The sequence below is a fragment of the Microbacterium sp. Bi128 genome, from assembly GCF_918698205.1.
This window is the reverse complement of record NZ_CAKKMM010000003.1, coordinates 14,783-39,668: the sequence shown is the minus strand read 5'-3', so window position 1 is coordinate 39,668 and position 24,886 is coordinate 14,783. Positions and strand designations below refer to the sequence as shown.

The window sequence follows — 24,886 nt, the reverse complement described above, 5'->3', positions numbered from 1 at the left end:
TCAGCCGTAGATCTGTGCGGCGATGTCGGACAGCCAGGCGCGCGCGTTGACGTTCACGGTCTCGAGGTAGATCCACACGTCGTCGCGCGCGACGATGACGTCTTCGCTGTCGGCGGCGTCACCCGGACGCGCGCAGTACTGCGCCCCGAAGTCCTGCGCCGCCTGACACTGGTACCCCTCGGATGCCAGCCCCGCGATGCCCTGCGTCACGGCGGCGTCGCTCGCGGTGCTGACGATCAGCAGGACGGCGGCGGCCTCTTCCTGGATCCAGTTGCACGACAGGACGGTCGTGGCATCCGCGGGGGCGGGGCGGACGAAGCCGTCCGCGTGCTGGGCGGTGAGTCCGCCGACGGTCTCGGCGCGGCTCGTCGCGGTGCCCAGATCGTCGCAGGATGCCGGGATCTTCGAGGCCACGCTCGCCGCCGTCTCCGACACGGAGGGGCTGGGCGTCGGGCTCGGGACGACGACGGTCACCGACGGGGTCGAGGTGGCCGAGGCCACCGGCGCCGCCTCCTCGGGAACGCACCCTGCGAGACCGGCGACCGCGATCAGTGCGGCGGCCGCGACGAGGCTTCTCCAACGACGCATGTCATCCTCTCGGCGCCGGCGAGGACTCGGGTATCCGCGCGGCGCTGCGCTCAGGGTAGCGTCTGGCCGCCGTGCGCGCCGCGAGGGATCTGCTTGATCGCCCGCCGCCGGTCAGGCCGAGGCGCGCGGGACGATCTCGATGGGCAGGATCGCGGAGTTCGGGGTCGCCCGCCCGGCGAGCACGTCGAGCAGCATCGTCGCCATCTGGCGCCCCTGATCGTGGGAGGGCTGCCGGACCGTCGTGAGCGCGGGCACGAGCGAGGTGGCGACCGCGGAGTCGTCGAAGCCGATCACCGCGATGTCGCGCCCCGGTTCGTGTCCGTGCTCGCGCAGCGCCGTGTATGCGCCGCGGGCCATCAGGTCGCTCGCGACGAACACCGCGTCGGGGAGGTTCCCGGATGCCAGGATCCGACGCATCGCGGCGGCACCCCCGACCTCGGTGAAGTCGCCGTCCTCCGCGGCGGCGGGCTCGAGCCCCGCGTCGGCGAGGGCGTCGCGGAAGCCCTGGAGGCGATCGATCCCCGCGGGCATGTCGGAGGGACCGGCCACCGTGGCGATACGCCGGTGTCCGCGGTCGAGGAGATACTGCGCCGCGGCGCGCCCGCCCTGCACGTTGTCGACGTCGACGTAGTGGTCGGTATCGCGCACGCGTGCCGGACGTCCGCCGTAGACCACGGGCACGGCATCCGCGAGCCGGTCGACGAAGGTGTCGCTGGTGTGGTGCGAGGCCACGATCGCGCCGTCGACGCTCCCGCTGCGGAGGTAGCCGAGCGCCTTGGCGCTGGCGTCGTCGCTGGCGATGAGCATGTTCATGACGTAGTCGGACTCGCCGATCACCTCGCCGATGCCGGCCACGATCGACCCGAAGAACGGGTCGCCGAAGAAGCGATCGGTGTCCTCGGGGATGACGAGCGCGATCGCGCGCGTCTGCCGGCTCGCGAGCGAGCGCGCGGCGCGGTTGGGGACGTACTGCAGTTCCTCGATGGCGCGGCGTACCGCTTCGAGCGCAGAGGGCGAGACGGCGGTCGAGCCGTTGACGACGCGCGAGACGGTCGAGCGCGAGACGCCGGCCCGCGCTGCCACCTCTTCGATGGTGGCGGCACCGCGCACAGGGGTCAGTGACATCGGTCTCCTCCCGGGCTCAGCGACCGCGTCGCTTCACTCGCGGCGACGTTGCGAGCGTACTCCCCCGGCCCCGGGCGGAGCGGTCACGCCGTATTTGGACAGAGCGTCTTTCATCGTGCGAACGGATGCGAAGCCGGAGAGGGCGAACGCGGGTGAACGTCGGAATGAATGTCACCCCGTTCAGGCACGACGTTCGCACACCGCTACCGGGCACTCAGTACTCGGCAGCAATGGCCCGGATAGAGCAGACGCACTGTGTCGCGGTGGCGCCGCGCCTCGCGGCACAGCTAAGGAGGACCTCCGTTCCGAGGTCTCGACGGATCGCGTTCACCAGGAGCCCCGCCGACGCCCTCTCTCAGCGCATCACGGCGGAACAACCGCGCCTCACGTACGGTGCGGGTCCATGCATGAAAGCCACAGAGCGCTCCGCCTCAACTATTCGCTCATCGTCGCCGAGACCGACGACGGACTCGCTGTCGACGTCGCAGACGCCGAGCCAATCACGCTCCAGGGCGACTACGACCTACTTCTGAGTGTCCTCGAGGCAATCGACGGCACCACTACCGGGTCATCGATCGCTGATCGCCTCTCAGATCGATACGCGCAAGAGCAGGTCGAGCAGGCGCTGGCTTTCGCTAAGGCGCAGAATCTCGTCAAGGATGTCGGCACCGAGGATGCAATCCAAGCAAAGAACCTCGGCAAGTGGGATCGCCAAATTCGAAACTTCACAAATCTCAGCGGCGTGGGGGATGACGAGGCCGTTAGCTACCACGAGCGGTTGGCAAGATCTCACATTCTTGTCCTCGGCGTCGGCGGTGTAGGCGGCTATGTAGCTTCCGCGGCAGCCATGATCGGCGTCGGTCGACTCACCATCGCTGATTTCGACACCATCGAACTCAGCAACACATCCAGGCAGATTCTCTACACAGAAGCAGACCTGGGACGCCCCAAACTGGAAGTTGCGATCCACGAACTGGTTCGTCGGGCACCCGCGGCAAACATCATCGCCATCGACCAGGAAGTCACCGACGACAACTCGATGCAGGAGCTGATTGACCGAGCTGTTGCCAAGAACGGAGCAATTGATCTTCTTATCCTCTGTGCCGACCACCCTCGAGGCAGAATTGCTCACATCGTTGATCGCATCTGCATCGAAGCGAAGACACCATACTTGCTATGCAGCCCTCATGATCTCTCCTGGGCATCGGTCGGCCCTCTCGTCATTCCGGGGGTTACCTCCTCCTACAGCGACATGTTTCCGGAGAATGCCATACGAACCCATGATGCACGCATTAGGGCAGTAAATGAACGTTTCGTCGCCAACATCATGGAGCCCTACAACGGGCTCGCAGCCAAAATGGCGCTCGTCGAAGCGGTAAAGTTCATCACCGGGTATGCGAAGCCCTTCGCGCAGGGTCGAGTAGTCGACCTTGACACCACTGACTGGTCGGTGTCCATCTATGAAGTCGAGTAGCGGCACCAGCCTTCCTGATTCTGCGCGAAACGCGCAGAACGTCTATCAAGCACTCTCCATTCTTCACCGCAGGGGCTTCGCGAATATCGATCTGACTGCCGTGGATCATTATCGGGGCGTGGACGACAAACCCAAGCTCGATCGGCTGACCCACCACACACGGACAGTCGAGGAGTTCCTCGAGAAGATCGCTCGCTCTGATTCGAACTTTCGACGAGCCGTCGGCCCGCCCGAATCTCGGGGTAGCTCGGGCCACGAGCAGCGCCGAGATCGTCCGAAGTTTGTTCAGCCCATTCCACCATTCCGCGGAACGGTCACGCGCATGCGGGAGGTCGCAGCGCTGGAGCTTCTGCTCAACAAGCGAACGAAGAACAACGTCCTCGTGTGCGGCGCAGCGGGGAGCGGCAAGACTGCCTTGGTCGAAGCTCTTTCGACGCTCCGACCACACCTCGGCCCCTTCTGGCGAGTCGACGCCGGGGCTCTCGTCAGCGGGACGAGAAACCGGGGGGACTTGGAGGAGCGACTGACGGAACTGTTCAGCTTCGTGACGAACACCAAGAGCACCGTCTTCATCGACGAGATCCATGCTCTTGCTCGAATGGGAGTGGCGGAGGGCTCCGTCGGCGCCCTCGACGTGATGAAACCCCACTTGGTAGACCCGGATTTTCGCGTCGTTGGAGCAACAACGTTAGATGAAGCTCGCTTCATCGTCGCAGACTCCGCCTTTCACCGACGATTTACCGTCCTCAGTCTGCCTGAGCTCGCAGTCGACCAACTTCAGGCGATCTACGAAGGGTGTATCGCTGAATCAGCGCTCCTTCGCCCGCTCGTCAGCTCATTCTCGGGCGTCATGTCCCTGCTCGAAACGCTGACCATACCGGCAAGTCGTGTCGACGCCATGCTCGATCTGCTCGAGCACGCTGACGCGTATTTGACGATCAGCACGGACGCCCCAAAAGATCCCGAGGAGCTATTGCGCGTCGTCTTTGCCAGTTACACCGAGTTTCAAACTCTTCCCGGAGGGACCGGGATTGCGATTGAGAGGAGGTGAAACATGAACAGCAACACCCAGGTGATTGCGCAGGCCTTCACGGTCGTCGCCACGAAAGCCCGGACGGTGGCCGCAATGCGCGGCTTGAGGTGGACACCTTAAGGCACCCACGTGGGGCGTCGCAAATGCGGCGCCCCACCCGCCTCAACCCATCCGAGAGACATATCGTGAAAATGAAGACGTACTTCGGAGTGAGCGCGCTCGCAACATTTGCGCGAGTGCTGCCCCAGGCCGTGCTCACGCCCATCCTTCTGGACAAAGGCCTTCAATTCGACAGCATCATCTGGACGCAGATCGTCTATATGATCGTCCTCAGCCTCGCTGAGTTCCCATCGGGGACGCTCGCCGACAGGTTCTCCAGGAAGAGGCTATACGTCCTCTCGATCCTCGTCTTCGCATGCGCATACGGGATCGTATGGCTCGGGGAGGGCCTGCTGACCATGTGCCTAGCCTGGGGGGTCTATGCCCTGGGTACCGCCCTCAATACCTCCACGATGGACATCCACTACGCCGCCGTGCTTCGCGACGATGAGCGGTCCTTCAAACGATTCTTCATGCTCGACCACAACGTGATCCTTGTGGCCACAATCGCGAGCGCGGTCGCGACGAGTGTTCTCTACCCGCTCCTCGGCCGAGGACTTTACGCCGTCTCGATCAGCTTCTTCGTGATTGCCGCGGCGTTCGGTTCGCTAGCACTACCGAGAACACCTATTGTACGCGAGCTGCAGGAAGACGAAGCACCCAAGTTTTTCGCATCGCTGCGCCGCGATCCATGGTTGGTATTTGTCATGCTTCTGTTCGCGCTCACGCAGCTCGCCTTCACCCCGTTCTTCCAGATGTGGCAGATGGTGTTCCTCGACGCGAAGCTCGACGCCGACTGGTTCGGCTTGATATTCATCGCATTCCAGTTCATCAATGTTGCGTCAAACGCGGTTTGGGCACGGCTCGAGCACAGCGATTTTCTCAGTTTTGCCGCACTCGCAACGGTCTTCGCCATCGGCTCTGCAGTCCCCTTCTCGGGCGAATCATGGACGATTCTTCTCGTTACCATGATCCCGTTCCCCCTCTTCCTCTACGCGAACAGCTTGGCCTTCGCTCTGCAATCTCGAGCGCCGGCAGCATTGATGTCGTCAATGAACGCACTCATGGGCACTGCAAGCACGGCAGGAGCGATTGCGACACTGGGCCTATGCCTCATCGGTCTGAATGTCACCGAACCCCGGGTTCTTCTCAGTGGAAGCCTCATGTTCTTCGCGGTCGCGTCCTCCGGACTGCTGGCTTTGGCCATCGCCCGTCGAGGGAGCGCCACATCCGAAGCGGAGCCTCCAGATCACCTCCCCCAAGCCGCACATTGACCTTCACGCTCCCGTCTCGCGGCGTGGGACTCGGAGATCGGCAAACGATCGAACCGAAGCGCAGGTCGATGAAGCGGCGCCCACTGTGCGTGACGACGAACACGATTCGACGCTCCATGTGCGGGCGGGGGCTTCTTTCGGGAGCCGAGACACCACTAAGTGCCGCTTCACTCGCGGCGACGCTGCGAACGTACTCCCCCGGCCCCGTTCGGACCGCTTACGCCGTGCTTGGACAGCGCGTCCTTCAGCGCGCGAGCGGGCGCAAAGCCGGACCGCTCGGCGATCTCGGCCGTCGCGTTGCGAGGCTTCGGCCTCAAGGATCGTGCGCGCGTGGAAGCAGAGGCGGTCGTAGTCGGCTTCAACCGAGGGGCGTGGCATCCGGGGTCCAGAAATCGCCAGCGCCTCCGCCCGGGCCGCGGCGATCAGCGCTCGGGGGGAAGCTGCCACCGCGGCGGCAGCGCTGACGGCACTCGCTGCCAGCACGTCAGTCTCCGCGGACGTCCTCGGCCAAAGCCCGGCGACGGCCTTCGGGTGGTGTGAATACCCCACGCTTGCCATTCACGATGGCATCGGCGTCCCGGCCGGCTCCGTCGGCGTTCTCGGTTCGTGGTTCCTCACCCCCGACCAGCGCCTCATCGCCGGCGACACGGGCAACGACGTCACCACGAACGTGGCCACACTCGGTCAAAACCACTGGCGAGGGAATATCACCTTGACCCGCCTCGCGAACTGCTGAGGTCACACAGATCGGCTGAGCAGGAGCTACCCATAAATGTCCCCTCTGGGCCGTCGCTACGACGACCCAGGGGGGACATTTCAACGTCTGGCTGACCGTCGAGGCGTGAACTGTCCCGCGTATCCCGAGCCGGAGGACTAGAGACGCAACGCGACCTGGGCCCTCAACGCCCGCTCCGCGATCACCCGCGCGTACGCCAGGCCCGAGTCCTTCACGGTCCGCTTCTGCGTCGCGTAGTCGACGTAAACGATGCCGAACCGCTTCTCGTAGCCCCAGGCCCACTCGAAGTTGTCCAGCAGCGACCAGTAGAAGTACCCGCGCACGTCGACCCCGCGGTCGACGGCATCCAGGATGGCGGCGAGATGCGCCTCCACGAATTCCACCCGCTCGGTGTCGTGGACGCGCGTCTCGCCGTCTTCCGCGACCGGGACGTCGTCGTAGGCGGCACCGTTCTCGGTGACGTACAGGGCGACGCCGGCCTCGGCCGAGTACTCGTCGCTGACGCGCGCGAGGAGGCGTGTAAGCCCCTCGGGCTGCACCTCCCAGCCCATGTTCGTGCGCGACAGGCCCCGCTCGTGCCAGAAGAGGTTCTCGTGCGCCGGGAACGGCGACGCGATCGGACGGACGGTGGGGGCGTCACCGGCCGGCGGGTTGACCAGCGGCGGCGTGCCGCCGACGAACTCGCCGTGGTAGTAGTTCACGCCGAGGGTGTCGATCGGAGTCGAGATCGCCTCGAGGTCGCCCGGGAGGACGGCCTCCTGCCAGCGATGCACCGCCTCGGGGTCGACCCCGCGGAAGTCCTGGATGATGTCGGCCGGGTAGCGGCCGCGGAACACCGGGTCGAGGAACCAGCGGTTGAATTGCCCGTCGATGCGTCGCGCGGCGTCGAGGTCGGCGGGGTTCGCCGGGTCGACGGCATCCGCCACCGTCAGGTTGAGCGTCAGCCCGAGGTTGAGCGACGCGTCGCGCGCGCGCAGCTCGCGCACCGTCTGCCCGTGGCCGAGCAGCAGGTGGTGGGCGGCGAGCATGCCCTCGGCCTGGGAGTAGTGGCCGGGGGCGTGGGCACCGGCGGTATAGCTGAGGAACGACGAGCACCACGGCTCGTTGAGCGTCGTCCACACGTTCACCCGGTCGCCGAGGGCGTCGTGCATGTCGAGCGCGTACTCGGTGAACCGGTCGCTCGTCTCGCGGACGGTCCAGCCGCCGCGATCCTCCAGCGCCTGCGGGAGATCCCAGTGGTACAGGGTCAGCCACGGGAGGATGCCGGCATCCAAGAGCTCGTCGACGAGGCGCTCGTAGAAGTCGACGCCCTTCGCGTTGAGCGCGCCGCCGTCGGGACGCACGCGCGACCACGACGTCGAGAAACGGTAGGTCTGCAGGCCCAGGCGCTTCATCAGCTGCACGTCGTCGCCGTACCGGTGGTAGTGGTCACAGGCGACGTCACCGTTGTCGCCGTTGATGACGGCGTCGGGCACGCGGCTGAAGGTGTCCCAGATCGAGGCCTTCCGTCCGTCCTCGAGCGCGGCGCCCTCGATCTGGTAGGCCGCGGTGGCCGCGCCGAAGAGGAAGCCCTCGGGAAAGGCTCGGGTGTGGGACATGGATCGGGTTCCTTCCGCGGGCGCAAGCGTCATCCCTTGACCGCCCCTTGCATGATGCCACTGACCAGCTGCTTGCCCGCGAAGACGAACAACAGCAGCAGCGGGATCGTCGACAGGAGCACGCCCGCCAGCACGATCGAGTAATCGACGAAGTAATTGGACTGCAGCAGCGACAGGGCCACCGGCAGCGTCGGGTTCTGGCGGTCGAGCACGATGAACGGCCAGAAGAAGTTGTTCCACGCGCTCACGAACGTGAAGAGGGCGAGCATCGCCGCCGCCGGCCGCGCGGCCGGCACCCCCACCGTGAGGAAGGTGCGGAACGAGCTGGCGCCGTCGACGCGCGCGGCTTCGATGAGTTCGTCGGGCACGGCCTGCCGCAAGTATTGCGTCATCCAGAACACCCCGAACGCGCTGGTGAGCGCCGGGACGATGATGGCCCCCAACTGCCCGGTCCAGCCCAGCTCGCTGAACAGGATGTACAGCGGCACCACGCCCAGCTGCGTCGGCACGGCCATCGTGGCCACGACGAAGACGAGCAGCCACGGTCCACCGCGGAACTTCAGCTTCGCGAACGCCCAGCCCGCGAGGGTGGAGAAGAAGACCACGGATGCCGCGATGAGCCCGGAGCTGATGATGGAGTTCAGCAGCGCCGGCCAGAAGTTGACCGCCGGGTCGCCCATGACGGCGGCGGCGTTGGCGAAGAAGTTGCCGCCGGGGATCCACGACCGGTTCGCGTCGCGGATCGTCGAGGAGTCCCCCGAGCCGATCAGCAGCGACCAGTAGAAGGGGAAGACGCTCGCCAGCAGCACCGCGCCGAGGGCGGTGTAGACGACCCACCCGGGCCGCGAGCCGCGCACCACGCGCCGACGCCGCGGCTTCGCGGGCAGGTCGGGATCGATGACCGGGACGGGGACGGCGTTGACGGAGCTCATCGGCCCGCCTCCTCTCGCGCAAGCTGCTTCTTCACGGCACGCGCCTGAGCACGCACGTCACGACGGGACCGCGCATCGCGCCGACCCTCGTCGCGCACGAGGGAGCGCGTGATGAACAGATTGACCACGCCGATGGCGAGGATGATGAGGAACAGGATCCACGCCAGCGCAGCCGCGCGGCCGAAGTTCCACTCCCCCCAACCGACGTTGTAGAGCCACAGCGTGACCGTGAGCCACTGGTTGTCGGCGCCGCCGGTTCCGTACTGGTCGTACATGCGCGGCTCGTCGAAGATCTGCAGACCACCGATGGTGGAAGTGATGATGACGAAGATCAGGGTGGGCTTCAGGCTCGGCAGTGTGATCGAGAAGAACTGCCGCGGCTTGCCCGCGCCGTCGACCGTCGCGGCCTCGTAGTACTCGCGGGGGACGGCTTGCATCGCGGCGAGCAGGATGAGGGTGTTGTACCCGGTCCAGCGGAAGTTCACCATCGTGGCGATCGCGATGTGGCTGGCGAAGGCGTCGGAGTGCCACGGGATGGCCGGCAGCCCCAGGCTCTGCAGCGTGGTGTTCACGACGCCGTACTGGTCGCCGAACATGTTGCTGAAGATGAGGGCGACGGCCACGGGGGCCATGACGTAGGGGATCAGCACGCTCATGCGCCAGAAGGTCTTGGCGCGGATGTTCTGGTCGAGCATCGCGGCGATGAAGATCGCGAGGATCAGCTGCGGGATGCTCGAGAGCAGGAAGATGCTGAAGGTGTTGCGCAGCGCGATCCAGAACTTGGGCTGGCTGAGCACCCAGGCGTACTGGTCGAAGCCGATGAACTCGCCCGAGTTGCGGACGAGATCCCAGTCCATGAACGAGATCACCGCGGTGTACGCGATGGGGAACAGCCCCGTGATCGCGAACAGGATGAAGAACGGCGAGATGTAGAGGTAGGGCGAGAGCTTCAGGTCCCACGCGCTGCGGCGCTTGCTGAAGCCCACCCGCCGGGGCTCGCGCGCCCCCGATGACGGCGTAGCCGTCGAGGTGCGCCGTTCGAGTGTGCTGGTCACGGTCTGTGCTCCGTTTCTGCCGCGTGAGGGGTCAGAATCTGTCGCCTGCGATGGCGGGCAAGCGACAATTTCTGACCTCTCACGCGAGAAGGGGACGGGGGACGGATGCCAGGGGCGCGAAGCCGCAGCCCCTGGCATCCGTTCGCTGGGGTCAGGACAGGGCGTCGACCTCGGTTGCCCACTGCTGCCAGGAGGTGGAGGCGTCTTGCGTGCCGTCTTCGACACGCGTCAGCGCCTTCTGCATGGCGTCGTTGATCTGGAAGTAGAAGGCGCCCTTGTACGGCGACACCTTCACCGCCTGAGCGCGCTCCGAGAGCATCTCGCCCACGGGCGCGTTGTTGAAGTACGCGTTCGTGTTGCTCAGCAGCGCGTCGGCCTTGAGTGCCTCGGTCTGGCTGGGGAACGTGCCGGCGTTCTCGAACGCCTTGACCTGGGTCTCGGGGTCGGTCAGCCAGTCGGCGAGCTCCTGAGCGGCCTGCACGTTGGCGCCGTTACCGGGCACGGTCAGGTACGACCCGCCCCAGTTGCCGGCACCGCCGGGGAAGACGTTGGCGATGTCCCAGCCCTTGACGTCGGGGGCGTTGCCCTCGATGACACCGAGCATCCAGCCGGGGCAGAGCATCGTGGCGAACGCACCGTTGGAGAGACCGGCGAACCAGTCGTCGGACCACTGGCCCAGGTGCGCCGACTGCGTCGCGCTGGCCTTGAGGACCTGGTCGTAGATCTTCTTCACCTCGGGGTTGGAGGTGGCGGTGATCTCGCCGTTCGCGGGGTCCTCGTACGCGGCGGCGACCTGGTTGATCGCGCCCTGGTAGGTGCCGCCGGCCGAGTCGAAGAACGCCTTGCCGGTCGCGGCGACGTACTGGTCGCCGACCGAGAAGTAGGTCGACCAGTCGCCCTGGAGGAGCTTGGCGACCTCGGCGCGGTCGGTCGGAAGGCCCGCGGCGGCGAACAGGTCGGAGCGGTAGCAGACGCCCTCGGGGCCGATGTCGGTGCCGTAGCCGACGAGGTTGCCCTCGGGGCTCGTGGCGGCCTCGACCTTGTAGTCGAGCCAGCGGCTCTTGAGGTCGTCGGGCACGGGGGCCAGCAGGTCGGCGTACTCCATGACCTCGGGCAGCCAGTCGACCTCGATGGCCTCGATGTCGGCGAGGCCGGTCTTGCCGAGCTTCTGGAAGTAGTTCTCGCGGGCCTCGTTGCTGGTCGCGGCCTTGTTGTGGACGATCTTCACGTTCGGGTGCGCGTCCATGTACTCCTGCAGGAGCGCGTCGGTGTAGCCGAAGTCGTTGAACGTCGCGATGGTGAGGGTGACCTCGCCGTCGCTCCCGCCCGAGGCGGAGCCCCCGCTGCCGGAACAACCGGCCAGAACGAGGGCGGAGGTGGAGGCGACGGCCGCGACGACGGCGGCACGGCGCAGGGCACGTGATTTCACTGGACACTCCTTCGTGGTGGGTGATCGGTGTGCTCCTGTGCGCGGCGCCCCTCGACCTCTGAATCGTGGGAGCGCTCTCACCGATCGGGATGACGCTATGGGATCGCTCCCACGGTGTCAAGAGAGCGCTCCCCAGACGCGTCCGGGAGGAGCGGGAACAGCCCCGTAGAATGGCATCCACTGCCCTTTCCGACACCTGGAGCTGGAATGCCCACCATCGTCGTCGACGTCATGCCCAAGGCCGAGCTTCTCGACCCGCAGGGAAAGGCGGTCGCCGGCGCTCTGTCGCGTCTGGGCGAGAACCGCTTCACGGACGTCCGCATCGGTAAGCGTTTCGAACTCACGGTCGAGGGCGAGGTCGACGAGGCCACTCTGGCCCGCGCCCGCGAGCTCGCCGACGAGATGCTCTCGAACGCGGTCATCGAAGACGTCGTGAACATCGAGGTCGTGGAGTGACGACGCGCATCGGTGTCATCACCTTCCCCGGTTCGCTCGACGATCGCGACGCGCAGCGCGCGATCCGCCTCGCCGGCGCTGAGCCCGTCGCCCTGTGGCACGGCGACCACGACCTCCGGGGCGTCGACGCCCTCGTGTTGCCCGGCGGCTTCAGCTACGGCGACTACCTGCGCGCCGGCGCCATCGCCGCCTTCGCGCCGATCATGTCCGAAGTGAAGGATGCCGCTGCCCAGGGCATGCCGATCCTCGGCATCTGCAACGGCTTCCAGATGCTCGTCGAGGCGCACCTGCTGCCCGGCGGCCTGATCCGCAACGCGCACCAGCAGTTCATCCGTCGCGACCAGCGCCTGCGGGTCGAGAACGCCTCGACCGCGTGGACCAGCGCGTTCGACGAAGGCGGCGAGATCGTCATCCCGCTCAAGAACGCCGACGGCGGATACATCGCGGATGCCGAGACCCTGGCCCGCGTCAACGGCGAAGGCCTCGTCGCGTTCCGGTACCTCGGGGTGAACCCCAACGGCTCGCTCGACGACATCGCCGGCCTCACCAACGAGCGCGGCAACGTGGTCGGCCTCATGCCCCACCCCGAGCACGCCGTCGAGCCCGGCTTCGGCCCCGGCACCCCGGTGGCCATGCGCTCGGGGATCGACGGACTGGGCTTCTTCACCTCGGCGATCTCCGCCGTGGTCGCCGCCGCCGCCTGACGCGAACCGGCCGACGGATACGTTCGGCGACAAACACGGCCGAGACCGGGCTGTTTGGCATATCCTCACAAGGGGAGCGCGCTTGTGGGGGACCGCCGTTCCCGCGGCCGATCGCGAACCCGAATCCGCGTCCGACCGCCGTCCTGGGTGTCTGTCATTCCACGACACGATCGCTGTGCATCACCTGCGATCGCGCTCGTCCGGCGGAGGTCACATGAGCGATTCCAACGGTTCCGTAGGCCCGACCGCAGCGCTCCGCGCGGCGGCAGCACACACGTCCCTGCGGCTGGAACCGGGGCACGGTCAACCGTTGCCGCGCCACCTGTCCCTGTTGGCCGAGGCCGAGCCCGGCCCGGCACCCCTGGTGTGGACCGACACGCGCGCGATGCTGCTGTCGGCGATGCTGGTCGCGCGCGCCCGCAACGATGCCCTCGGCGACGGGATCGAACTGGTGTCGCGGTACTTCGACACCGGGCGGCTCACTCGCCCGACCGCCCTCTCGGGCCCCGCGCGATCGGGTCTGTTCGCGAGCGTCGCGGAGTACTGCGCGGCCGTCGGCTGGCCGCAGATCGGCGGACACTACGCCTCGGAGGCGCTGCTGTTCGCCGAGACGCCCGAGCAGCGCTACCGCGCGTTGAGCATGCAAGCGCTGAACCTGGCCCTCAACGCCGAATACCCCGCCGCCGCGCACGCGATCGCCGAAGGGCGGCAGCTCTTCGCCGATCAGGGCTGGGCGTCCGCTGACGTCTCGCACTGCCTGCTGCTGGGCGACGGCCTGGTCGCGGTCAGCCGCGCCGACACCGCGCACATGCGGGCGATCGCCGACGAACTGGAGCACGCCCAGCCCGAAGATCCGTACTGGGCCTTCTGCGCCGGCATGATCCGGGTCACGACGATGTTCATCGAGCGCGACATCACCGAAGGTCTGGCCAAGACCTGGGAGATGCTGCACGGTTCCGGTCGCAGCCGCAGCTTCCGGATCGTCCGCGAACTGCTGCTGGGCCTGCACGCCGACATGCTCACCGCGCAGGGCGAGTTCGACGAGGCCCTGGCCGTGCTGTCGCACGCCGTCACGCACCCGGGGCACGCGGTGTGCTTCCCGATGCAGCGCGCCGCGACCCTGTTGCAGATGGGTCGCGAGCGCGAGGTCATCGAGACCACGAACGCGTGCGTCGCCCTGCACGACGAGCACTGCCTGCGCACCCTCACGCCGCTGCTGACACGGAGGGCCGTGGCCTTCCTGCGTCTGGGCAGCGAGAAGCGCGCCGTGCAGAGCATGGAGGCCGCGGTGATGCTGATCCAGCGCACCGGCGGCTCGGTCACGCCGTTCCTCATGATCCCGTTCGCCGACACCGACCGCCTGCTCGACCTGGTCGCCGCGCACAACGCGGACCTCGCGCCGACCCTGACGATGATGCGACGGATGCTGCCGGCGATCGCCGCGCGGTCCACGGACGCCGACGCTCTCGCCACCCTCACCAGCACCGAGCGCGAGCTCGCGCACCTGCTCACGTCGAGCCTCGGTATGCACGAGATCGCGCGGGCGCGGAACGTGTCGGTGAACACCGTGAAGTCCCAGGTGCGCTCGATCTACGGCAAGCTGGGGGTGTCGAGCCGGGAGGATGCCGTCGAGGTGCTGCAGCGCCCGCACGAGTGACCCCGAGGGCTCGCCGCGAACGAGGGGGCCCATGCGCGCGACGGACCAGGATGCCGTGATCGACCGGATCCTCGCGCTGTGGAGCGGCGACCTCGACACCCTCCCGTCCGAGCCACGGCTCGCCGAGCTGACCGGAGCCAGCCGCGCCTCGGTGCGCGAGGCGCTCGTACGGCTGGAGGAACGCGGATACGTGCATCGCACGCAGGGGACGCGCACGACGCCGAACCGGCGGCTGCCGGACGTCGGGCGGCGGATCGACGAGCAGTTCGACCATTCCCTGTCCATTCGCTCCGCCGGATACGAGCCGCTGCTCGAGCTCGCGGCATCCGAGGTGCGCGTGCTGCGCGCGGGCGATCCGGACCGCTTCGACGACCTGCCGGACGGCACGCGCGTGCTGCGGACGGTCAAGGTGTGGCGGGTGGACGGGGCGCCCTACGCCCTGGCCGAAGATCTCGTCCCGCTCGCACGCGAGGTCGAGCTCGACCCGCGACGACCGGTGTTCGAGCTGGCCGAGGAGGCCAACGGCATCCGGGTCGCGTGGGAGACGCTGTGGGTCGACGCGGTGAGTCTGGATGCCGAGCGCGCGGCGCTGCTCGACGCCTCGCCAGGGATCCCGGTGGTCGAGATGACGTACTGCGGGTACGGCACGGGCGACGACGTGGGGTACTGGTCGCGCGAGGTGCAGGTGGCGGCGCCGGCCGGGCTGCGCAATGCGCTGATCCGCCGGGTGCGTCACGATCGCGGCGTTTCGGGGGCGTAACGAGGTCGTGAACGTGTCCGACAAGCGCGTTCGCCACTTGTCAGACAGGTGTACCGTCGGGGCATGACCGAGACGCTTCCCTCCCACCCGTTGACCGCCGCGACGGTCACCGCCGAGAACTTCGCCCCGTTCGGCGTCATCCTGACACCCATGGCCGACGGCACTCCCTTCACGTCGGAGGAGGCCGTGCTCGACGTATCGGGTGGCATCCCGCGCTTCTATCTGATGTCGCTCGACGACAAGAAGCCCGAGTTCGTCCGGGTGACCCGGCACCTCGAGACCACGCAGACGCTCATGTCCGTCGGCGACGTCGAGTGGACGATCGCGGTCGCGCCGGCGGGCATCGAGGAGCCGAGCCTCGACGACCTGCGCGCGTTCCGCATCCCGCCCCGCACCGCGATCACGATGCTCAAGGGCACGTGGCACGCGGGTCCGTTCTTCGCCGAGCCGAGCATGGACTTCGTCAACCTCGAGCTCGACGACACCAACGTCGTGGACCACCACAACTTCCGGCTCGACGACGCGTACGGCGTCCGCGTCGTCGTCGAGTGATCGTGCTCGAACCACGCCCCGACGCGCCCGCCCGCCTCGCCGCACTCGAGCAGGAGGCCGCCCACCAGGAGGCGCTCAGTGCGGGCGACGGCCGCGCGTGGGTCGGCGAGCGCGACGGGGAGCACCCGGTCGTCATCGTCGGCGCCGGCCAAGCCGGCCTCGTGCTGGCCCGCGGGCTCCGCCGGCGCGGAGTCGACGACGTCGTGGTCCTGGACGCGGCCCCGGCGCACGCGACCGGACCCTGGACCACCTACGCGCGGATGCACACGATGCGGACGCCGAAGGACATCGCGTGGCCCACGTGGGGCGTCCCGGCCGTGAGCCCGCGCGCCTGGTTCGAGGCGGTGTACGGCGAGGCCGCCTGGCACGACATCGCGTACTTCCCGACCGTCGCATGGCAGGGATTCCTGCAGTGGTACCGCGAGGTCTCGGGGATCGCGACCATCGGATCGACCACGGTGACCGCGATCACCCCGACGACCCCGGACGGTCCGCTCCGCGTGGGGCTGGACGGCCCGGACGGTAGCTGGATCCTGCTGGCCCGCCACGTCGTGCTCGCGACGGGCATCGAGGGGGCCGGCGGCCGGCACGTGCCCGCGCTGCTCGACGCGTTGCCGCGGGAGCGCGTGCGCCACACCCACGACGCGATCGACTTCGCCGCGCTCGACGGCGCGCGTATCGGCATCCTCGGCGCCGGCACCGGTGCTTTCGACAACGCCGCGACGGCGCTCGAGCACGGCGCGGCGTCCGTCGACGTGCACATGCGCCGCCCCGCGATGCCCCAGGTCAGCCCCTACCGGTGGATGGAGTTCGCCGGGCTCATCGAGAACTACGGCTCCTTCACCGACGCGCAGAAGTGGGCGTTCAACGTGCACCTCTCGGCCGTCGACCAGCCGGCGACCCAGAATGCGATCTGGCGCGCCCACGCCTTCGACGGCTTCCGGTTCCGCACGTCGTCGCCGTGGCAAGGCGTCGAATGGGACGGCAGCGAGGTCATCGTGACGACGCCGCACGGCATCCATCGCTACGACCTCGTGATCGCCGCCACGGGGATCGTCGCCGACCTGGCGCGGCGGCCCGAACTGGCGGCGGTCGCGGCGGATGCCACCGTGTGGAGCGACCGTCTGACCCCCGCGCAAGTGGCGCAGAACCCCGGTCTCGCAGCTTTCCCGTACCTCGACGGCGACTTCGGCCTGGTGAGCCGGAGTGCCCCCGATGCCTCGGCGCTGTCGCGCATCCACATGTTCAACCACGGCGCGCGCCTGAGCGAGGGAATGCTGAGCCACCAGATCCCGGGGCTCGTCGGCGGGGCCACGAAGCTCGCGGCGGCGCTGTCGCGACGACTGTTCGCACGGGATGCCGACGCGTTGCTGACCGAGTACCTCGCCTACGACGTGCCCGTCGGGGTGCACATCGGCCGCCGGCCCGCCCCCGCGGACGCAGCGGTAGCGTGGAGCGGGTGACCGCCTCGCTCGTCGTATCCGTGCCCACTTCGCAGCTGCGTGACGACCTGATGCCCCTCCCGGAGGGGGTCGAGGTTCTCGTGTGGGACATGAAGGAGCCCGCACCGCGCCCGCACATCGACATCGTGGTCCCCCCGTACATGTCCATGGACGGCGTGATCGCCCGGTTGGCCGACGTGACGACCCGGCTCGTGCAGGGCCAGTCGATCGGCTACGACAACGTCGAGGGCCGCCTTCCCGCCGGCACCGTGTTCGCCAATGCCACCACCGTGCACGAGACGGCCACCGCCGAGCTCGCCGTCGCGCTGACCCTGGCCGCCCAGCGCGCCCTGCCGGACTTCGTGCGCGCCCAGGACCGCGGCGAGTGGAAGGGCACGTGGATGCCGGGACTCGCCGACGCGCGCGTGACCCTGCTCGGGTTCGGTGGCGTCGGCCGCGCGATCGCCGCGCGCCTGAAGCCCTTCGAGGTCGAGCTGCGCGGCGTCGCCTCGCACGGTCGCCTGCAGGACGACGTCGAGGTGCTGCCCCTCGGCGAGCTGTACGAGGTGCTCGCCGCCACCGACGTGCTCATCGTGTCGCTGCCCGGCGGCGACAAGACGCAGCACCTCGTCGACGACGAAGCCCTCTCGGCCCTGCCCGACGGCGCGCTCGTCGTGAACGTCGGGCGCGGCCCCGTCATCGACACCGATGCCCTCGTCGACCACGTGCGCCGCGGCCGGCTGCGCGCGGCGCTCGATGTCACCGACCCGGAGCCGCTGCCCGACGACCACCCGCTGTGGGCGCTGGAGGGCGTGCTCATCGTCCCGCACGTGGGCGGAGCCACCGGCGCCATGCGCCCCCGCATCGCGCGTCTCGTGCGTCGCCAGATCGACCACTTCCTCGCGGGCGAGGAGCCCGAGAACGTGGTGCTGCGCGGCTGACCCCGCGTCAGCCGGCGGCGCGCGCGGCGAAGGCGTTGGCCGCCGCCGCGACGTCGTCGACGTAGCTGTCGAGGTGGTTGTACGAGAAGATCGCGCGCCGCCAGCCGGCCGCGCTCGTCATCTCGCCGGCGGCGCACAGGTAGCGTCCGGCCGCGAGCGCGGCGTCGTCGATCTGGTTCGGGTCGGCACGTCCGTCGCCGTTGCCGTCGGCACCCCACCGCTGCCACGTGGCCGGGATGAACTGCAGCGGTCCGACGGCGCGATCCCAGACGGCATCCCCGTCCCACTCGCCACCGTCGGTGTCGGCGATCGCGGCGCTCGCGCTGCCGTCGAGCGGGATGCCGCGGATCGCGGGCTGCGGATACCCGGCGGCGTCGAGGCCGCCGCCCGAATGCGTGCCGTGCGCGGACTCGATCGCCCCGATCCCCGCGAGGGTGTTCCAGCCGAGACCGCACGCGGGCTGCTCGCTCTGCACGGTGAGCGCGCTCGACGCGTAGGCGCGCAGCGCGCGTTCCGGGATGCCGGTGGCCGCGGCGGTCCGTGCCGTCCAGGCCTGGTCGGCGACGACGAGGCGGACGCTCGACGGGACCGCGGCCGGAGCGGGATCCGCCTCCGGCGCCTCGCCGACGTCTGCGGTGGCCGAGGCATCCGGATTCACCGTCGTCGCGATCTCGACGGGAGCCGGGACGGCGGCGGTGCGGTCCTCGAGCGGGCGCTCGCGTCCGGCGGCCTGCGCCGACACGACGAGCACGACGGCGATGCCGACGAACACCACCGCCACGGCGACGGCGAGCATCGAGAACCATGAACGTCCCCGGTCAGCGTCGAGATCCACGCGGACCCTCCCCGGCATCCGCTCGGGTGACGAACACCGCGGCGAGACTAGCCCCGCGAATCGACGCGCCGGTGAACGCGGCCTGTCGAGTCGGCGGCGTCACGCCCGCGGGCCGCACGGGGGCCGGTGTCAGCCGCGGAAGCCGGCGGGATTGCCCAACAGGTCGGCGAACGCGAGCTCCGCGGGACCGATGAGCATGAGCCGGGAGCGCAAGTGGGCGCGCTCGAGGCGGATCGTCCGCCCCTCGGCGCCGAGCGGATGCACCCGCACGGCCTCGGCCAGACGCTCGCGGCTCACCGACAGCAGCGCGCCGAGGTATCCCGACAGCACCACGGTCTCGGGGCTGAAGGCGTTGACGAAGTTCGTCAGAGCGAGCGAGAGCACGTCGACCTGGCGGGTCACCTCGGCCAGGACGCGGGGATCGCGGGCGACGCCGAGCTCGACGTCGAGCTCGTCCTCGTCGAGCTTGCGACGCCCGAGCAGCGGCTCGAGCAGGTCGAGGCGCACCTCGGCCTCGAGGCAGCCCTTCCGCCCGCACACGCACGCGCGCCCCCGGGGATCGATCACCGTGTGGCCGAGCTCGCCGGCGTAGCCGGAGGTGCCGCGCAGCAGCGTGCCGTCGATGATGAGGCCGCCCCCGATGCTGTGCATCGCGCCGCCGAGGTAGAGCAGGTTCGACACCCCCACCCCCACGCCGAAGCGGGATTCGGCGAGCGCGCCGATGCTGGCGTCGTTGCCGGCCGACACGGCGATGCCGAGCTCGTCGCTCAGCCGCGCGGCAACCGGGTCGCGCTTCCACCCGAGCGTCGGCGACACCAGGACGGAGCCGTTGGCGTTCACCAGCCCCGGCACGGCGAGGCCCGCGCCGACGACGCGGTAGTGGCGGTCGATGTCGGCGCGCATCGCCTCGACCGACGAGGCGACGATCTGGACGAACCGGCGGGGCGAGGGGGCGCTGGCGGTGTCGTGGCGCAGTCGCGCGTGCACCACACCCCCGAGCCCGACCAGGGCCACGGTGACCGCGTGCGGTTCGGCGCGCACGCTCAGCGCCGAGACGTGGTCCTCGGGTTCGATGTCGAGGGTGGGGCGACCGACCTTGCCCGTGCGCTCACCGGCGGCGACCTCGCGGACGAGTCCCAGCTCGGTCAGTTCCATGACCAGCCCCGTGACCGTCGACCGGTTCAGTCCGATCGTGGCTCCGAGCTGTGCGCGTGAGAGCGCTCCCCGAAGGTGGAGCAACGACAGCACGGACGCGAGGTTCTGCTGTCGGATCAGGTCGTTGGTGGTACGACCTGCGGGCGGTGCGAGCGGCGTCGCTGGCTCGAACACGGCAGGAGTCATGAGGAGGGCACCTCCGCCATTCTCGCACTGCCCGCCCGTCGGATTTCACCGGTGTGGGGAGCGGACGCGACCGCCGCGCTCCCCACCCGATCAGACACCGCCGTTGCGTCGCTTGTTGAAGATGTCGAAAGCCACGGCGAGCAGCAGGACGATGCCCTTGATCGCCATCTGCCACGCCGCGTCGACGCTGAGGATGGACAGGCCCATGTTGAGCACACCCATCACGAGACCACCGACGACGGCACCGACGACGGTGCCGATGCCACCCTGCACGGCAGCGCCACCGATGAACACCGCAGCGATGGCATCCAGCTCGTAGTTCTGACCGGCGGATGCCACGGCACCACCGGCGCGGGCGGTGCTGACCACGGCGGCGAGACCGGCGAGCACGCCCATGTTGACGAAGATGAAGAACGTGACCCACTTCGTCTTCACACCGCTCATCACGGCCGCGAACAGGTTGCCGCCCATCGCGTAGATGTGGCGACCGAAGGTCGTGCGGTTGAGCACGAACGTGTACGCCAGCACGAGCACCGCGAGGATGATCAGCACGATCGGGGTGCCGTTGTAGGCGGCGATCGTGAACGCGACGGCCATGATCGCCACGACGGCGATGGCGTTCTTCAGCCAGAAGGACCACGCGACCTCGCGAGGCAGTTCGAGGCGACGGAGCGTCGCGCGGGTGCGCAGCTGCTGCACGATGAGGAGCACGCTCGCGATCGCGCCGAGGACGAGGGTCAGGCTGTCCCAGTTGCCGACGTAGCCGAGCAGCGGCGGCAGCCAACCGGCGCCGATCGCGGTGAAACCGTCGGGCAGACCGCTGATCGTGCCGCCGGTGAGCAGCACGAGCGTGAGACCGCGGAAGAGGAGCATGCCCGCGAGGGTCACGATGAATGCCGGTATCCCGACGAAGGCGACCCAGAAGCCCTGCCACGCGCCGACGATCGCGCCGACGATGAGCGAGAGGATCACCGCGATGAACCAGGGCAGACCCCATTGGTTCATCGCGATCGCCGCGATGGCGCCGACCATGGCCACCACCGAGCCGACCGACAGGTCGATGTGTCCGGCGATGATGACCATGACCATGCCGATCGCGAGGATCAGGACGTAGGCGTTCTGCTGGATGAGGTTGTTGACGTTGCCCGGCATGAGCAGGCGCCCGCCGGTGAGCACTTGGAACAGCACGATGATGATGACCAGGGCGGCGAGGATGCCGAACTGGCGGAAGTTGATGCGCGCCAGCAGGCCGCGGCGCCGGGGTCCGGGTTGCGTCGGAGCCTCGACGGTCTGGGTGGATGCGGTGGCCATTGCAGTCAGTTCCTTCCGGCGGTCATGTGCCGCATGAGCGTCTCCTGGGTGGCATCCGCACGGCTGACCTCGGCCGTGATGCGCCCCTCGGAGATGGTGTAGATGCGGTCGGAGAGGCCGATGACCTCGGGCAGCTCCGACGAGATGACGATGACGGCCTTCCCCTGGGCCGCGAGTTCGTTGATGATGCCGTAGATCTCGTACTTGGCCCCGACGTCGATGCCGCGGGTGGGCTCGTCGAGGATGAGCACGTCGGGACCCGTGAACATCCACTTCGACAGGACGACCTTCTGCTGGTTCCCGCCGGAGAGTCGTCCGGTGATCGCGGCGACGCTGGGCGCCTTGATGTTCATCTTGTAGCGGTACGAATCGGCGACCTTGTACTCGCGGTAGCGGTCGACCACGCCGAGGCGCGCGAGCCGCGACAGCGCGGAGGCCGACACGTTGACCTGGATGTCGCCGATGAGATTGAGGCCGTACCGTTTACGGTCCTCCGTGGCGTAGGCGATGCCCTGCTTGATGGCCGCGTCGACGGTACGGACGTCGATCTGCTGCCCGTTCTTGTACACCTCTCCCGAGATGCCGGTGCCGTACATGCGGCCGAAGATGCTCATCGCCAGCTCCGTGCGGCCGGCGCCCATGAGCCCGGCGAAGCCGACGATCTCGCCCGCGCGCACCATGAAGGAGGCGTCGTCGATGACCACGCGCTCCGTGTCGACGGGGTGGTGCACGGTCCAGTGCTCGACGCGGAACAGCTCGTCGCCGATGTCGGGCTCGCGCGGGGGGAAGAGGCTGTTGAGGTCGCGACCGACCATCGCGCGGATGATGCGGCCCTCGTCGGTCTCGGGGTCGTCCCGCTCCATCGTCTCGATGGTGCGCCCGTCGCGGATGATCGTGATGCGGTCGGCGATGCGCAGCACCTCCTTCAGCTTGTGGCTGATGATGATGCAGGTGATCCCCTGGTCGCGCAGCTGATCGATGAGGTCGAGCAGGTGCGCGGAGTCGTCGTCGTTGAGGGCGGCGGTCGGCTCGTCGAGGATGAGGAGCTTGACCTCTTTGGCCAGCGCCTTCGCGATCTCGACGAGCTGCTGCTTGCCGACGCCGATCTCGTAGATCTTGGTGGCCGGGTTCTCGCGGAGCCCCACCCGCTTGAGCAGGTCGGCGGCGGCGGTGTTGGTGGCGTTCCAGTCGATGACGCCGCGCTTGGCCTTCTCGTTGCCGAGGAAGATGTTCTCGGCGATCGAGAGGTAGGGGCTGAGGGCCAGCTCCTGGTGGATGATGACGATGCCGGCGGCCTCGCTGTCGTTGATCGAGCGGAAGGCGACCGGCTGGCCCTCCAGGGTGATCGTGCCCTCGAAGCTGCCGGCCGGGTAGACCCCGCTCAGCACCTTCATCAGCGTCGACTTGCCAGCGCCGTTCTCGCCGCAGATCGCGTGCACTTCACCGCGGTGCACGTCGACCGAGACGTCGGCGAGCGCCGGGATGCCGTTGAACGACTTCGAGATCCCCGACATGCGCAGGATCGGATCGGTCATGGTGTCTCCCTCCGTCGCCGCGCGGCGACAGATAGAGCGGCGGGGCGGGCGAACCCGCCCCGCCGCAGAAGTGGATCAGAGCCCGACGTCGGAGGCCTTCAGGAAGCCCGAGTCGATGAGCTTGGACTGCACGTCGGCCTTGACGACGACCTCCGGCGTGAGGAGGTACGACGGGACGACCTTCTTGCCGTTGTCGTAGGTCTCGGTGTCGTTCACCTCGACCGTCTTGCCGTCCTTGATCTCCTGGATCATCGTGAAGACGCGGTCACCGAGCGCGCGGGTGTCCTTCCAGACCGTCATGGACTGCAGACCCTCGAGGATCGCCTTGACGTTGGCCTTGTCGGCATCCTGACCCGTGATGATCGGGTAGTCCGCACCGGCGGTGTAGCCGGCCGACTTGAGGGATGCCTCGATGCCGATCGCGAGGCTGTCGTTGGGCGACAGGACGACGTTGACCTTCTTGCCGTCGCCGTAGAACGACGAGAGGCGGTTGTCCATCTCGGACTGCGCCTTGTCGGAGGCCCAGCCCTGGATGCCGATGCTGGCCCACGCGTCGTCGTTGGCGGGCGACTTGCCGCTGGGGACGACGAGCTGGCCCTTCTCGACGTACGGCTGGAGAACGTCCCAGGCGCCGGCGAAGAAGAACTTGGCGTTGTTGTCGTCGGGGCTGCCGGCGAAGGGCTCGAGGTTGAAGGGACCCTTGCCGTCCTTCAGTCCGAGCTGCTCCTCGATGAACTCACCCTGCAGGGTGCCCACCTTGTAGTTGTCGAACGTGGCGTAGTAGTCCACGTTCTCGCTGCCGTTGATGAGACGGTCGTAGGCGATGACGGTGGCGTTCTGCGACTTGGCCTCTTCCAGCACGGGGCCGAGCGTCGAACCGTCGATCGCGGCGATCACGAGGATCTTCGCGCCGCCCGAGATCTGGTTCTGGATCTGGCTGATCTGCTGGTCGGTCTTGTTGTCGGCGTACTGCAGGTCGACGGTGCAGCCCGCGTCGGTGAGCTTCTTCTGGAGCTGCTCACCGTCGTTGATCCAGCGCTCGAGGCTGCGGGTCGGCATCGCGATTCCGACGTTGCATTCGCCGCTGCCCCCGGCGGCGTCTCCGCCACCGTCGGCGGGGCGCGTGGAGCTACACGCTCCGAGGCTGACGGCGAGCGCCGCGATGGCCGCACCGGTCAGGATTTTCTTCAGCATTGTGATCTGCGTTCCTCTCTGAACTGCAGGGACCCCCGTGGTCGCACCCGGCGCCCTCCCCGGCGTCGGATCGGGTACGTCCTCGTCCCGGCTTCCTGGCTCCGTCGTAATTATGACGGCTCCGTGAACATATCCCCGGGTGTGCGCGTTTGTCCAGGGCCTCCCCGCTCCCGGAAAGCAACGAACGCGTAACGGACGTCCGGTGTCAGCGCTCGTCGCGGTCCGCGCCCGACCAGAGGTCGCCGCAGTCCACGGCGGCCGCCCCGTGCCCCCGGAGGTACGGGCGGGCACCCACGTCACCGTGAACTCCGGCGGCGAGCGCGTCCCAGTGCGCGCGCCCGATCAGCACGGGATGGCCGGGGGCTCCGGCGTAGGTCGCGAACGCGAGGGCTCCCGGGCGCGCGCGTCGCGCCAGGCGGGCGACGGCCGCCGCGGGCAGCTCCGGGGTGTCGACGGGCACCACGACGACGGCCGGAGCGGACGTGGATGCCACGGCCTCCAGGCCGGCGCGCAGCGACGCCGAGACGCCCTCCGCCCACGCCGCTGCCCGCACCATCCGGGCCCCGTGCGGGACGAGACCCGCGGCCTCGTCGGCGCCGGCGCCGAGGACGACGACGACCGGATCGCAACCGCCGTCGCGCAGCGCTCGGACGGCCTTCTCGACCCACGGGATGCCATCGGGGTCGCGCGCGAGCGCCTTGGGTCCGCCGAAGCGTCGACCGGCTCCGGCGGCCAGCACGAGGCCCGCGGGCGAGGCCTCGCGCGTCGTCTCGGCGGCGTCGGACGGGGGCTCGGCGGGCATGGTCACGACAGCG

At 68.4% G+C, this 24,886-nt stretch carries 22 protein-coding genes; 10 read left to right on the top strand and 12 right to left on the bottom strand.

The window, feature by feature from the left end; translation table 11 throughout:
* Positions 1-588, bottom strand: a complete 588-nt coding sequence (locus tag LQV45_RS00735) for a hypothetical protein (protein WP_230005289.1) — start codon at positions 586-588, stop codon at positions 1-3.
* Between the two features lie 111 nt (positions 589-699).
* The gene (locus tag LQV45_RS00730; RefSeq protein WP_230005288.1) at positions 700-1,713 is read right to left on the bottom strand and encodes a LacI family DNA-binding transcriptional regulator; all 1,014 of its coding nucleotides are present in this window, start codon (positions 1,711-1,713) and stop codon (positions 700-702) included.
* A gap of 403 nt (positions 1,714-2,116) precedes the next feature.
* Here LQV45_RS00730 and LQV45_RS00725 point away from each other — a divergent pair, with 403 nt between their 5' ends.
* The 3 genes from LQV45_RS00725 to LQV45_RS00715 all read left to right on the top strand — a co-directional run bounded on the left by LQV45_RS00725 (position 2,117) and on the right by LQV45_RS00715 (position 5,593).
* A complete protein-coding gene (locus LQV45_RS00725) occupies positions 2,117-3,187 on the top strand; it encodes a ThiF family adenylyltransferase (protein WP_230005287.1) in 1,071 nt (356 codons plus the stop codon).
* 118 nt (positions 3,188-3,305) lie between these two features.
* Complete coding sequence (locus LQV45_RS00720; RefSeq protein ID WP_230005286.1) at positions 3,306-4,238, top strand: AAA family ATPase; 933 nt, start codon at positions 3,306-3,308, stop codon at positions 4,236-4,238.
* A 173-nt stretch (positions 4,239-4,411) separates the two neighbouring features.
* Positions 4,412-5,593: an MFS transporter gene (locus LQV45_RS00715; RefSeq protein WP_230005285.1), complete on the top strand. Its 1,182-nt coding sequence runs from the start codon at positions 4,412-4,414 to the stop codon at positions 5,591-5,593.
* Between the two features lie 873 nt (positions 5,594-6,466).
* Here the strand turns inward: LQV45_RS00715 and LQV45_RS00710 are convergent.
* The 4 genes from LQV45_RS00710 to LQV45_RS00695 form a co-directional block, all read right to left on the bottom strand.
* Positions 6,467-7,927 (bottom strand): glycoside hydrolase family 1 protein, encoded by a 1,461-nt coding sequence (locus tag LQV45_RS00710; RefSeq protein ID WP_230005284.1) that lies wholly within the window; start codon positions 7,925-7,927, stop codon positions 6,467-6,469.
* A 29-nt stretch (positions 7,928-7,956) separates the two neighbouring features.
* Positions 7,957-8,859: a carbohydrate ABC transporter permease gene (locus LQV45_RS00705; RefSeq protein WP_230005283.1), complete on the bottom strand. Its 903-nt coding sequence runs from the start codon at positions 8,857-8,859 to the stop codon at positions 7,957-7,959.
* Positions 8,856-9,914 (bottom strand): carbohydrate ABC transporter permease, encoded by a 1,059-nt coding sequence (locus tag LQV45_RS00700; RefSeq protein WP_230005282.1) that lies wholly within the window; start codon positions 9,912-9,914, stop codon positions 8,856-8,858. The genes LQV45_RS00705 and LQV45_RS00700 overlap by 4 nt, the downstream gene beginning before the upstream one ends.
* Positions 9,915-10,065: 151 nt before the next feature.
* On the bottom strand, positions 10,066-11,343 hold the full coding sequence (locus LQV45_RS00695; protein WP_230005281.1) for an ABC transporter substrate-binding protein: 1,278 nt from the start codon (positions 11,341-11,343) through the stop codon (positions 10,066-10,068).
* Between the two features lie 207 nt (positions 11,344-11,550).
* Between LQV45_RS00695 and purS the strand changes: the two genes are divergently transcribed.
* The 7 genes from purS (at position 11,551) to LQV45_RS00660 (ending at position 17,855) form a co-directional block, all read left to right on the top strand.
* Positions 11,551-11,799: a phosphoribosylformylglycinamidine synthase subunit PurS gene (purS, locus tag LQV45_RS00690; RefSeq protein ID WP_138175442.1), complete on the top strand. Its 249-nt coding sequence runs from the start codon at positions 11,551-11,553 to the stop codon at positions 11,797-11,799.
* Positions 11,796-12,503 (top strand): phosphoribosylformylglycinamidine synthase subunit PurQ, encoded by a 708-nt coding sequence (gene purQ, locus LQV45_RS00685; protein WP_230005280.1) that lies wholly within the window; start codon positions 11,796-11,798, stop codon positions 12,501-12,503. Before purS ends, purQ begins: the two co-directional genes overlap by 4 nt.
* Positions 12,504-12,717: 214 nt before the next feature.
* A complete protein-coding gene (locus tag LQV45_RS00680) occupies positions 12,718-14,160 on the top strand; it encodes a response regulator transcription factor (RefSeq protein WP_230005279.1) in 1,443 nt (480 codons plus the stop codon).
* A 31-nt stretch (positions 14,161-14,191) separates the two neighbouring features.
* Complete coding sequence (locus tag LQV45_RS00675) at positions 14,192-14,920, top strand: GntR family transcriptional regulator (protein ID WP_230005278.1); 729 nt, start codon at positions 14,192-14,194, stop codon at positions 14,918-14,920.
* A 63-nt stretch (positions 14,921-14,983) separates the two neighbouring features.
* The gene (locus LQV45_RS00670; protein WP_230005277.1) at positions 14,984-15,472 is read left to right on the top strand and encodes an ureidoglycolate lyase; all 489 of its coding nucleotides are present in this window, start codon (positions 14,984-14,986) and stop codon (positions 15,470-15,472) included.
* A 2-nt stretch (positions 15,473-15,474) separates the two neighbouring features.
* The gene (locus tag LQV45_RS00665) at positions 15,475-16,935 is read left to right on the top strand and encodes an FAD-dependent oxidoreductase (protein WP_230005276.1); all 1,461 of its coding nucleotides are present in this window, start codon (positions 15,475-15,477) and stop codon (positions 16,933-16,935) included.
* Entirely contained in the window at positions 16,932-17,855 is a 924-nt protein-coding gene (locus tag LQV45_RS00660; RefSeq protein WP_230005275.1) for a 2-hydroxyacid dehydrogenase, read from the top strand. The genes LQV45_RS00665 and LQV45_RS00660 overlap by 4 nt, the downstream gene beginning before the upstream one ends.
* 7 nt (positions 17,856-17,862) lie before the next feature.
* On the opposite strand, the gene LQV45_RS00655 is transcribed toward LQV45_RS00660, so the two are convergent.
* From LQV45_RS00655 to LQV45_RS00630, 6 genes are all read right to left on the bottom strand, one after another.
* Positions 17,863-18,690, bottom strand: coding sequence for a lytic transglycosylase domain-containing protein (locus LQV45_RS00655; RefSeq protein ID WP_230005274.1), 828 nt, complete (start codon positions 18,688-18,690; stop codon positions 17,863-17,865).
* Between the two features lie 129 nt (positions 18,691-18,819).
* Positions 18,820-20,031, bottom strand: a complete 1,212-nt coding sequence (locus LQV45_RS00650) for an ROK family protein (RefSeq protein ID WP_138175430.1) — start codon at positions 20,029-20,031, stop codon at positions 18,820-18,822.
* Positions 20,032-20,121: 90 nt separating this feature from the next.
* Positions 20,122-21,342, bottom strand: coding sequence for a multiple monosaccharide ABC transporter permease (gene mmsB / locus LQV45_RS00645; RefSeq protein WP_138175428.1), 1,221 nt, complete (start codon positions 21,340-21,342; stop codon positions 20,122-20,124).
* Between the two features lie 5 nt (positions 21,343-21,347).
* Entirely contained in the window at positions 21,348-22,877 is a 1,530-nt protein-coding gene (mmsA, locus tag LQV45_RS00640; protein WP_230005273.1) for a multiple monosaccharide ABC transporter ATP-binding protein, read from the bottom strand.
* Positions 22,878-22,952: 75 nt separating this feature from the next.
* On the bottom strand, positions 22,953-24,071 hold the full coding sequence (gene chvE / locus LQV45_RS00635) for a multiple monosaccharide ABC transporter substrate-binding protein (RefSeq protein ID WP_230005272.1): 1,119 nt from the start codon (positions 24,069-24,071) through the stop codon (positions 22,953-22,955).
* Positions 24,072-24,276: 205 nt separating this feature from the next.
* A complete protein-coding gene (locus tag LQV45_RS00630; RefSeq protein WP_230005271.1) occupies positions 24,277-24,873 on the bottom strand; it encodes an NTP transferase domain-containing protein in 597 nt (198 codons plus the stop codon).
* Positions 24,874-24,886 lie beyond the last annotated feature (13 nt).